This is a genomic window from Nocardia brasiliensis IFM 10847, assembly GCF_000710915.1.
GTDB classification, from domain to species: Bacteria; Actinomycetota; Actinomycetes; order Mycobacteriales; family Mycobacteriaceae; genus Nocardia; species Nocardia brasiliensis_A.
In genome coordinates this window covers 26,177-36,695 of record NZ_BAUA01000101.1, presented here as the reverse complement: position 1 = coordinate 36,695, position 10,519 = coordinate 26,177, and the positions used below count along the sequence as shown (strand labels likewise).

Below are 10,519 nucleotides of genomic sequence, written 5' to 3'. Positions count from 1 at the left end.
ACGCCGGTGATGGACAAGGCCGCGCTGCGCGCCAAGGCCAAGGCAGACCGGCGCAAGAACGCCGGCCCGCCGCTGCTCGACGAGGCGACCAGGGCCCGGCTCGAGATGATCGTGCGCGAGCAGACCGGCCTGCGGGCGGCCTTCGCGCAGTTCCGGATTCGCACCGACGACATCCGCAGGCGCAACTACGCGGCCCGCGCGGAGCAGGTGTTCGAGGACGGATTCGACCGCAGCACCGCGCAACTCACCGATCGCGGCTACGCCGGCGAGGGCGGCGGCCGGATGAACGTGGTCGGCCGCCCGGTCGAATACCGGGCCACCACAGCGCAGGTCGCGGGATTGTGGCCGTGGTCGGTCGGCGCCGGTGCGCCGCTGATCGGCACCCCGCTCGGTTCGCACCTGCACACCGGCGCGCCGGTCTGCTTCGACCCGATGAACTGGTTCATGCGCGGCAGTTTCATCACCGCGCCGAGTCTTTTCGTGCTGGGGCTCAACGGTTTCGGCAAGTCGTCGCTGGTGCGCCGGATCGTGCTGGGCGGTATCGCCCAGGGCATCACGCCGCTCATCCTGGCCGACGTCAAACCGGACTATCGCAAGATGGTGGAACTGGTCGGCGGCCAGGTGATCGACCTCGGTTACGGCCACGGCAAGCTGAATCCGCTCGCCGCCGGTGTGCTCGGCGCCGTGGTGCCGCGCCTGGACGAGCACCCCGCACTGCAACTGCAGGTGTTGCAGGACATGCGAGCGCGTCAGGTGACGCTCATCGCCGGTTTGGTCGAACTGGTGCGCGGGGCCAGGGTGCGCGATTACGAGGAGACGCTGATCGCCACCGCGCTGCGCATCCTCTACCAGCCCGGCAGCGGCTACACGCCGGATCAGCCGCCGATCATGGAGAACCTGCTGGAGGTTATCGTCGCGGGCGGTGAAGAGCTGATGCTCGACGCGGGCGCCGACGACGTCGAGGAGTATTCGAACGCGATCAAGAACCTGCGCCGCTCGCTGCGCGCGCTCACCCAGGGGCCGTTCGGCGCGGTCTTCAACGGGCAGACCTCGGTGCCGATCGACACCAGCGCCGTCGCGGTCTGCATCGACGTCTCGCACATCCCGACCGGCGACAAGAAGCTCAAAGCGGCTGTGATGCTGGCCTGTTGGGCCGATGGGTTCGCCTCGGTGGAGGCGGCGCACGTGCTCTCCGACGCCGATCTCGGCCCGCAGCGCTACTTCCAGGTGGTGATGGACGAGCTGTGGCAGGTGCTCGGCCTGGGCGACTTCATGGTCGACCGCGTCGACGAGCTGACCCGCCTGCAGCGTGGCATCGCCACCTCGCTGATCATGATCAGCCACACCATCAAGGACCTGCAGGCGCTCGGCTCGGAATCGGCCATCGCCAAGGCGCTCGGCTTCCTGGAACGCGCGCGCGCCAAGATCTTCGGCGCGCTGCCCGCCGAAGAGGTCAAGCGCCTGGACAGCATCGTGCCGTTCACCTCCGCCGAAGAGCAGATGGTGACCGGCTGGTCGGCGCCGCAGGCGTTGACCGGCGAGGCGCTCAAGCCGGGCCAGCAGCGGCCCTCGCCGCCGGGTACGGGCAAGTTCCTGCTGAAGATCGGTGAAGATCGCCGGCCGGGCATCCCGTTCCACATGGAGTTCACGCTCTCGGAGAAGGAGAGCGGAATCCACGACACCAACCAGCGTTTCAGCGAGTTCACCGAATCGACTGCCCGGGGCACGGATTCGCAGGGCGGGAGTGCCGCATGAGAGATGCCAGACGCGACTTACCGATCGTCCGCCGCGCGGGGAGGTGTGGCGGATGATGCCGCACCGCTCCTACCGCCGGGTCTCCCCGGAGGTGCGCCAGGCCGCTGTCCAGCAGGTCGTCGCGCTCACCGGCAAGCTGCGCAGCGAGTCCGAGGCCTGCCGCGTGGTCGCCGAACAGATCGGCGTGCACACCAATTCGGTGCGCAACTGGGTGCGCGCGGCCGAGGGGCCGAGCCTGGAGCGCTTGGACGCGTCCGCGCTGCGCCGGAAAGTGGCGCTGTTGCAACAACAATTGGCGGCGGCGGCCGAGATGAACCGCACGCTCGCCGACACCCTCAACGAATCCCGGCGCGGCCAGTGAGCGCCGTGCCCGCCGATGCGACCGAAGCTGCCTTTCCCCCCGCGTGCCGGGCGCAAGGGCAGCTCCGGTCATATCGGCGTGTGCGGGCGTCCCGCGCCGCGGAGTCGGGTCCGGCGAGGCCGCAGTGAGCGGACGGGGGCTCTTGTGGGGTGCTCTCGGCGCGGTCCTCGGCCTGATGGTGATCGTGCTCGTCATCGTGATGCCCGCGGTCGACGATCCGTGCGAGGGCGCCTCGGTGCTCGGCTCGCCATCGGCGCTGCCGCCGCTGGGCGGCTACGCCCCGGGTGATGCCAGGGCGAGCGGCAGACCGTCTGCGACGCAGGCGAATCCGGCCGCGGGTGCGCCGCCGGGGACTTCGGCGTACCCGACCGTGACGGCGACGCCGTCGCTGGCGGCGGGCGCCGGTCCGATCCGGCGCACGCTGCCGCTGGCCACCGGCACCTTCACGGTCTCGGACACCTTCGGCGCGCGCGGCGGCGCACACAAGGGCATCGACCTCGCCGCCTCCGACGGCACCACGATCTATTCCGTCGCCGACGGCCGGGTCGTCGCCGCCGGTCCCGCTTCGGGTTTCGGCAACTGGGTGGTCGTCGACTCGGTGGACACCAACGGCCGCGCGTACTCGGCGGTGTACGGCCACATGTGGGATTCCGGGGTGCATGTGCGGGTGGGCGACGTCGTGACCGCGGGCCAGCCGATCGCCCAGGTCGGTTCCGCGGGTGAATCCAGCGGCCCGCACCTGCATTTCGAGATCGTGCCGGGCGGACGGTTCACCGGCGGTCGCCAGATCGACCCGCTGCCTTGGCTGGACGGCGCGCCGACGCCGGATGTCGGTGGGGCGCTGGCCTATTCCAGCGATCCGCGCTGCAACCGCGGGTTCGGCACCGCGGGCGGCGCGCTCGCCGCGGGCAAGGTGCCGCCGGAGCTCGAGATCTGGTATCGCCGTGCGGGTTCGATCTGCCCGCAGATCACGCCGTCGCTGCTCGCCGCGCAGGGCAGGCAGGAATCCGGTTTCCGCCGCGGGGCGACGTCCTCGGCGGGCGCGCAGGGCCTGGCCCAGTTCCTGCCGAGTACCGCGGCGAGCGTGAATCCCGATGACGGCCAACCGTATGTGATCGATGCCGACGGCAACGGCACCGCCAGTGTGTGGGACGACGGCGACGCGATCATCGGCCAGGGCCGCTATATGTGCGCCATCGCGCGCAAGATCACGCAGTGGCAGTCGGAGGGCCGGGTGCAGGGCGATGTCACCGCGCTGACCCTGGCCGCGTACAACGCGGGTGAGGGCGCGGTGCTCGCCTCCGGCGGCATGCCGAATCAGGTGGCGGCGCACTACTCCGAGACCCAGCCGTACGTGGCGAACATCCTCGCGATGGAGGCGCAGTATCGCGCGCCCGGCGCGCTCGGCCGGTTCGATCCGCAGCAGGGCGGCGGCGGCAGTCAGATCGTCGAGGCCGCGCACGACTGGCTCGGCACGCCGTACGTGTGGGGCGGCGGTGGACCGCAGGGCCCGAGCGGCGGCGGACTCGACGGTCCCGGCCTGACCGCGGCCGCGGTGTTCGCGGCCTCGTCCGGCTCGGTCACCCTGCCGCGCACCGCCGAACAGCAGTGGGAGGCAGGTGCGGAGGTGTCGATGAGCAAGATTCAGGAGGGCGATCTGGTGTTCAGCTCGTTCGGTCCGCGCGGCCCCGCTCAGGTCGGCATCTACTCCGGCAACGGCCGGATGATCCAGGCCGTGCCCGGTGCGGGCGGCGGCGTCACGGAGGTGCCGGTGCCGGGCGACAGCAGGGCGAGGAGGGTCCTGTGAAACACGCAGGTGATGCACTGACGCAGTGTCGGTCCTTGCGGTTAGCCTGGAAAGACACAGCGGTACGCACGAAACTGGTGGTGATGCTGGTGGTGAGCGTCGCGATGCTGAGTGCCGCCTGCGGCACGGGGGGCCGGGACGACGCGGGATCCGGTGGGGCGCATCCGGCCACGTCCACGACCCGGTTGCTGGAGGGGGTGCCCGCACCCGATCCGGTCACGCCCGACGGGGTCGCGGTGGCCGCGCTGCGCGAGATCTACACCTGGCAGCCCGCCACCGAGGCGCAGGGCGCCTCGCTCACCCGGGCGCGGAAATGGCTGGGCCCCAGCCTGATCCGCATGCTGGACAGCTCGCCGACCGGGCTGGAGACGCCGAAGACGACGTTGCAGTGGTCGGACTGGGCCACGGCGAAGGCGCGCGTCGACGCGTTCACCTTCGCGTCGGGGGAGAAGCCGCCGGCCGGCGGCGATCCGAACGTCCAGCAGTTCAAGATCGGGATCGAGCAGACGGTCGTCTACCCGAACGGGCGCAAGGAGCAACTGCCGCCCGCGACGGTCATCGCGACCGTCGTGCAGACCCCGGACGGCTGGCGGCTCGACGCGTTCCGCTGAGCACCACGACTTTTCGCAGAGATCCACCCACAGAGCCGGTAGAGGACAACAGGAGGCAGACATGGCGAAGAAGCCGGTGAAGGATCCGGCCGCGGTCGGGCCGGACACCACCATGATCGCGCTGTACGCCGGGTTCGCGGTCCTCGGCACGTTGTGGGTGGCGCTGCATCTCGGCAACGCGATGGCGGTGACGCCGCAGTCGATTCCGATCAACCCGATCGCCATCGTCGCGGACCTGGTGCGCGGCAAGTTGGTCTGGCCGCGCGCGTCCACCGTGATCGTGCTGCTGGTCGCGGCGTCGGCGCTGGCCTACGTGCTGATCAAGAAGCGGATGAAGAAGCGCAAGACGATCGGCAAACTCCCGGTCGACGACAAAGCCGACTACATGGGCCAGGGCAGCGCCATCGCGCATCTCACCGAGGCGGGCGTGCGCGAGAAGGCCAAGCAACTCGAGGTGCGGCTGGGCTCGCAGGACATCCCCGGCGTGCCGATCGGCATCGGCATCGCCGACAACCAGATGCTCTACGGCTCTTATGAGGATCTGCACCTGGACATCTGGGGTCCGCGCCAGGGCAAGTCGACCTCGCGGGTGATCCCGGCCATCCTCACCGCGATCGGCCCCGTGCTGGCCACCTCGAACAAGCGCGACGTGGTGGACGCGACCCGGGATGTGCGCGAGGCCAAGGGAAGTCCCACCTTCGTCTTCGACCCGCAGGGAGTCGCGGGCGAAGAGCCCAGCTGGTTCTGGGATCCGCTGTCCTGGGTGGACGCGCGCCGCGAGGGCTGCGAGATGCGGGCGGCGCGACTGGCCGGGCACTTCGCCGACGGTGACGACGGCTCCGACGCCAAGACCGACGCCTTCTTCGATCCCGAAGCCGAAGATCTGCTGGCCGGTCTGTTCCTGGCCGCGGCGGTCGGCGACCGCAACGGCAGCAGGCCGATCGTGCAGGTCTGGGAATGGGTGACCAACCCGCAGGACACCGAGCCGATCGAGCTGCTGCGCGCGGCCAGGCACCACTACACGGCCTCCGGTCTGTCGTCGCAGTACAACGCCGACGCCCGTACGCGCAGTGGCATTTTCGGCACGGCGAAGAAGATGATCCGCTGCCTGAAACTGTCGAATGTGCACCCCTGGATCACCCGAGGTGGCGACCGGATCCAGTTCGACGAGCTCGCGTTCATCCGCGACAACGGCACGCTCTACAGCCTCTCGCTGGAGGGTCGCGGCTCGGCCGCCCCTCTGGTCAGCGCGCTCACCGAGGCCGTCATCGACGTCGCGATGCGGACCGCGTCGCAGTCGCGCGGCGGGCGGCTGCCGATCCCGCTGCTCGCCGTGCTGGACGAGGCCGCGAACGTGGTGCGCTGGAAGGATCTGCCCAAGCAGTACAGCCACTTCGGTTCCCGCGGCATTGTCGTGATGACCGTGCTGCAATCCTGGGCGCAGGGCGTGCGCTGCTGGGGCGAGCCCGGCATGAACGCGCTGTGGGCCGCCGCGAACATCAAAGTGCTCGGTAGCGGGGTAGACGACACCGCCTTCCTGCGGGAGCGTTCCGAGGCGATCGGCGACTACGAGGTCGTCTCCTCGTCGGTCTCGGAATCCAAAGGCGGCAAGAGCTATTCGCGCTCGCTCGGTTCCTCGAAGACATTCAGCGTGCAGGGTTTGGCGCAGTTGCCGCGCGGTCGCGTGATCGTGTTCCCGTCCGGCGCGCCGCCGGTACTGGTTCGCACGGTTCCGTGGTGGGAGGGCGAGTACGCTGCCGAAGTGAAGGAGTCCATCTCGCACCATGATCCACAGCGCAAGACGGAGATCGGTGACCTGATGCCGGGCAAGCCTTCACTGAGCAAGAGCAGCACGCCGCCGGAATACGGACAGGTCGAGGAGGTCAGGCCACTGTGAGGCAGCGCAGCGAGCGAGCCTTGGGCGCATTACGCGTCGTCGCGACGGAGCCGAGCGGCAGCGAGGTGCAGGCGTGAGGGAGCGGAGCGAGCGAACCATGGGCGCAGCACGCGTCGTCGCGACGGAGCCGAGCGGCAGCGAGGTGCAGTCGTGACGGAGCAGCAGCAACAACCCATGATCTACGCGAGCGTCGTCGAGTTCGTGGAGAACTATCTGAGCCTGGTGTACCGGCGACAGGTGACCGATCTCAGCGACACCGTGTGGTGCCCGGAGTGGTGGCAGCACGCGGAGGCGGTGGCCCGGCTGGACGCGATGTGGCGCGCCTGGGAGCACTTCCGGCTCGACGGCGCAACGGGTTTGAGCGTCTGGTTCCTCGACCACGCCGACCCGCATATGGCCAAGCTGTTCGATCCCAAGGGCCCGTTCAAGTACTGCAGCGTGCGCAACGGGCACAAGGACATGCTCAGCCCGCTGCCGTTGAAATCGCCGCAGCACGGGATGTTCGGCGATCCCACCATCGGCGACTTCCGGATGTAGCCGAGCCGTTCGTGCACCAAAAGCAAACGCCCGCTTGATAAGCGGGCGTTTGCTGTGGTTTCAGCGGGTGCGTTCCAGGCCGCGGGATTCCTGTTCCCTGGCCCGGGTGACCGCGGGCGCTTCCTCGGGGCGGGTGCGGACCGCCTCGATCGGCGGTTGCGCCTGGCCTACTTCGATCAACATTCGAACCGCGGCCAGCTCCGGCGCGACACCCATCTTGGCGAGGTGTGCGGCGATCGCCATGCGGCGTTCAGGGGAGTCGTACTGCAGCACCGGCTTCGCGTGGGCGGCGGCGGTGGCAGCCATTCGGGTGGCTTCGGCCTGTGCGGAGAAACGATCCTTCTCCAGCGACACACCACGTTCCGGGATCGGGCGCTCGATCATCCGAGCGAGCTCGGTGTTACGCGGATCCTTCGCTTTGGAGTCCCGGGCCTCGCGGACCTGCATCTCCCGGGCCTCTTTCATGCGGGCCTCGGTGACCTTCACGCGCGCTTCGGCTTCTTTTTGACCACGCTCGCGGGTCCGCAGCGCGACCAGGGTCGCAAGCTGCAACATTGTCCTCATCATGGCCGCTGTCTCGCGGCCGATGTCGTCCAGTTCCTCGGACATGGCTGCTCCCCGATGCTGCAGTGATCACTATGGATGTTGTGGTGCTTCGTCTCGGACACCGCCACGCGAACTGTAGTCCGTCGGACGACGCCCCGGCTGCAAACTTCGACACCGGGAGGGCTCGTGTCGTGGCATTCCCTGGGGCGGGGGTTACCCAGTCGAGGGACTACTACGCTACGGGAACTCCGTGTTTCGAGATTACCCGAGAAAGCCGCGACGCAACCGTACGGCTGTGCCGCTTATCAGCATATATCGCACAATTCCGACAGGCCCGGGAACTCGCCGGACGTTCTCCGGTGTAAGCCCACCCTTACCGTACGTTTAGGTACACCTAAGAAGAGGTAGACGCGTTTCGGGCCCGGCGCCGATGAACGGCCCGGGCCCGAACGTGTGTCGAAGATCTCAGTCGATGCGAACCGACTGGATGGTGACCGGTTGGGTCGGCTTGCCGTCGCCGGGGCCGTTGGAATCGTCCTGGCCCGCCTTGGCGATCTTGTCCAGGGTGCCCATCGTGTTCTCGTCCACGGTGCCGAAAATGGTGTAGTTCGGCGGCAACTGGGAGTCGCCGTAGACGATGAAGAACTGGCTGCCGTTGGTGCCGGGGCCCGCGTTCGCCATGGCCAGCGTGCCGCGCTTGTACGCGACCGGCTGCTGCGCGGCCATCGGGTTGTTCGGGTCGAGCTGATCGGTCGGGTACTCGTTGTCGAACTCGTAGCCCGGGCCGCCCATGCCGCTGCCGGTCGGGTCGCCGCACTGCAGCACCTTGAGGCCTTCGCCGGTGGTCATCCGGTGGCAGTTGGTGCCGTCGAAGAAGTTCTGCGAGGCGAGGCTGACGAAACTGTTCACCGTGCACGGCGATTCGGCGTTGTTCAGGGTCAAGCCGATCGGACCCTGGTTGGTCTCCATGCTGACGCTGACCTTCGCGTCATTGCCGGTGGTCGGGATGCCCTCGCTCTTCGCCGGCTTGGTCGCGGGCTTGTCGGCGGGCTTCTGTCCGTCCTTGTAGACGCAGTTCACCAGCGCCGGCTTGGCGACCGCGGCGGGCGGCGCCGCGGCGGCGGGCTCGCTGGACTGGGTCGCGTCCTTGGCTTCGGAGCTGTTGTCGTCGCTCTTGGTCAGGAAGTACACCCCGGTGACCGCCGCGACCACCACGACGACACCGAGCACCGACCCGGCGATCGTGAGTTGCTTACGCCTGCGTGCGCGCTCGGCCCGGTTGGCGAGCTGGCGCTCCAACTTGCGTTTCGCCGCCGCTCGCCGCTGTTCGTTGCTCGGCACTACCACGTTCCTCCCGTGTCCGGTTGTTACGGCCCTAGAGTCTGCCATTTATTCCTGAGACTGCTCGACACTTCCTGAGAGCGGTGCGCCTCACACCCGCGACCGGCCAAAATCCGTGCTCGCCGGGGATGTCTGGGGATCTACGCAGATCGGGCCCGGCCCGCTGCCGATAACCGGTTGGACTCGAGGGGGCGTGGTGGTGGAAACTGGACCATCGTGACCAAGACCAGCAGCTTCTCCGCCCCGAAGGGGGTTCCGGACTATGTCCCGCCCGGCTCGGCCGAGTTCGTCGCGGTGCGCGACGGCCTGATCCGCGCCGCCCGACTGGCCGGGTACGGACATATCGAACTGCCGGTCTTCGAAGACACCGGACTGTTCGCCCGGGGGGTCGGCGAATCGACCGACGTGGTCAGCAAGGAGATGTACACCTTCCCGGACCGCGGCGACCGCAGCGTGACGTTGCGTCCCGAGGGAACCGCCGGGGTGATGCGCGCGGTCATCGAGCACGGGCTCGATCGCGGGCAGCTCCCGGTGAAACTGGTCTACAACGGCCCGTTCTTCCGATACGAGCGGCCCCAGGCCGGTCGGTACCGGCAGTTGCAGCAGGTCGGGATCGAGGCGATCGGGGTCGACGATCCCGCGCTCGACGCCGAGGTGATCGCCATCGCCGACGCCGGCTTCCGCGGGCTCGGACTGGACGGTTTCCGGCTGGAACTCACCTCGCTCGGCGACGACACCTGCCGCCCGCAATATCGGGAACTGTTGCAGGAGTTCCTGTTCGGGCTGCCGCTCGACGAAGAGACCAAGCGCCGGGCGCAACTCAACCCGCTGCGCGTGCTCGACGACAAACGGCCCGAGGTGCGCGCGATGACCGCCGACGCGCCGCTCATGATCGATCACCTCTCCGAATCGGCCAAGACCCACTTCGAACAGGTCCTCGGTCACCTCGACGCGCTCGGCGTGCCGTACGTGGTGAACCCGCGGATGGTGCGCGGGCTCGACTACTACACCAAGACCACCTTCGAGTTCGTGCACGACGGACTGGGCGCGCAATCGGGCATCGGCGGCGGCGGACGCTACGACGGACTGATGGCGCAGCTCGGCGGACAACCGTTGTCCGGCATCGGATTCGGGCTCGGCGTGGACCGCACGGTGCTCGCCCTGCAAGCCGAAGGCAAGACGGCCGGCGACCCCGCCCGCTGCCAGGTGTTCGGCGTCCCGCTCGGCGACGCCGCCCAACAGCGCCTCGTCGTCCTCGCCGCCCGCTTGCGCGCGGCAGGCATCAGCGTCGACCTCGCCTACGGCGGCCGCGGTGTCAAAGGCGCGATGAAGGCGGCGGACCGGTCCGGTGCCCGCTACACCCTCGTCCTCGGCGACCGCGACCTCGCCGAAAGCACCATCGGCCTGAAAGACATGTCCACCGGGGACCAGCGGCAGATCCCCTTGGATGAAGCGGTCACCACGCTGCAGGCGGCGCTCAGCGACGGGTAAGCCGGTGGGCGAGGGCACTTCGCGCGAGCGTGCTCGGCTTGCGTGCGTGTCCGGGTGGCCGTGCGCGCGTGCGTCTGCGGCGGGTGGCTCAGTGCAAATCGTGCTTCGGGCGGGTGGGCTGGTGGAACGGGCTACGTGGGGGAGGGGGCTGGAGTAACGTGACAGCGCGCGTG

At 68.8% G+C, this 10,519-nt stretch carries 9 protein-coding genes; 7 read left to right on the top strand and 2 right to left on the bottom strand.

All coding sequences use genetic code 11. From position 1 onward, the window contains the following. The 6 genes from NBRGI_RS21810 to NBRGI_RS21785 form a co-directional block, all read left to right on the top strand. The coding region (locus tag NBRGI_RS21810; protein WP_036560287.1) for a hypothetical protein at positions 1 to 1,755 on the top strand (1,755 nt) is incomplete at its 5' end. Between the two features lie 52 nt (positions 1,756 to 1,807). Then, positions 1,808 to 2,116, top strand: coding sequence for a transposase (locus NBRGI_RS21805; protein ID WP_029899114.1), 309 nt, complete (start codon positions 1,808 to 1,810; stop codon positions 2,114 to 2,116). Positions 2,117 to 2,240: 124 nt separating this feature from the next. Beyond that, positions 2,241 to 3,923, top strand: a complete 1,683-nt coding sequence (locus tag NBRGI_RS21800; protein ID WP_029899113.1) for a peptidoglycan DD-metalloendopeptidase family protein — start codon at positions 2,241 to 2,243, stop codon at positions 3,921 to 3,923. Between the two features lie 83 nt (positions 3,924 to 4,006). Beyond that, positions 4,007 to 4,534 (top strand): hypothetical protein, encoded by a 528-nt coding sequence (locus tag NBRGI_RS21795; RefSeq protein ID WP_235211056.1) that lies wholly within the window; start codon positions 4,007 to 4,009, stop codon positions 4,532 to 4,534. Between the two features lie 61 nt (positions 4,535 to 4,595). After that, positions 4,596 to 6,431: a type IV secretory system conjugative DNA transfer family protein gene (locus NBRGI_RS21790; RefSeq protein WP_029899111.1), complete on the top strand. Its 1,836-nt coding sequence runs from the start codon at positions 4,596 to 4,598 to the stop codon at positions 6,429 to 6,431. A 150-nt stretch (positions 6,432 to 6,581) separates the two neighbouring features. Beyond that, the gene (locus NBRGI_RS21785) at positions 6,582 to 6,968 is read left to right on the top strand and encodes a DUF4913 domain-containing protein (protein ID WP_226887260.1); all 387 of its coding nucleotides are present in this window, start codon (positions 6,582 to 6,584) and stop codon (positions 6,966 to 6,968) included. Positions 6,969 to 7,028: 60 nt separating this feature from the next. On the opposite strand, the gene NBRGI_RS21780 is transcribed toward NBRGI_RS21785, so the two are convergent. After that, a complete protein-coding gene (locus tag NBRGI_RS21780) occupies positions 7,029 to 7,577 on the bottom strand; it encodes a hypothetical protein (RefSeq protein WP_029899110.1) in 549 nt (182 codons plus the stop codon). 402 nt (positions 7,578 to 7,979) lie between these two features. Further along, a complete protein-coding gene (locus NBRGI_RS21775; protein WP_014986515.1) occupies positions 7,980 to 8,855 on the bottom strand; it encodes a peptidylprolyl isomerase in 876 nt (291 codons plus the stop codon). Positions 8,856 to 9,071: 216 nt separating this feature from the next. Here NBRGI_RS21775 and hisS point away from each other — a divergent pair, with 216 nt between their 5' ends. Beyond that, a complete protein-coding gene (gene hisS, locus NBRGI_RS21770) occupies positions 9,072 to 10,346 on the top strand; it encodes a histidine--tRNA ligase (protein ID WP_029899109.1) in 1,275 nt (424 codons plus the stop codon). Positions 10,347 to 10,519: the final 173 nt, after the last annotated feature.

What these genes read in the sequence shown, in the direction of transcription:
- NBRGI_RS21805 (WP_029899114.1), top strand. Translation starts at nt 1,808, where the DNA reads ATGATGCCGCACCGCTCCTACCGCCGGGTCTCCCCGGAGGTGCGCCAG.
- NBRGI_RS21795 (WP_235211056.1), top strand. Translation starts at nt 4,007, where the DNA reads ATGCTGGTGGTGAGCGTCGCGATGCTGAGTGCCGCCTGCGGCACGGGG.
- NBRGI_RS21790 (WP_029899111.1), top strand. Translation starts at nt 4,596, where the DNA reads ATGGCGAAGAAGCCGGTGAAGGATCCGGCCGCGGTCGGGCCGGACACC.
- NBRGI_RS21780 (WP_029899110.1), bottom strand. Translation starts at nt 7,577, where the DNA reads ATGTCCGAGGAACTGGACGACATCGGCCGCGAGACAGCGGCCATGATG.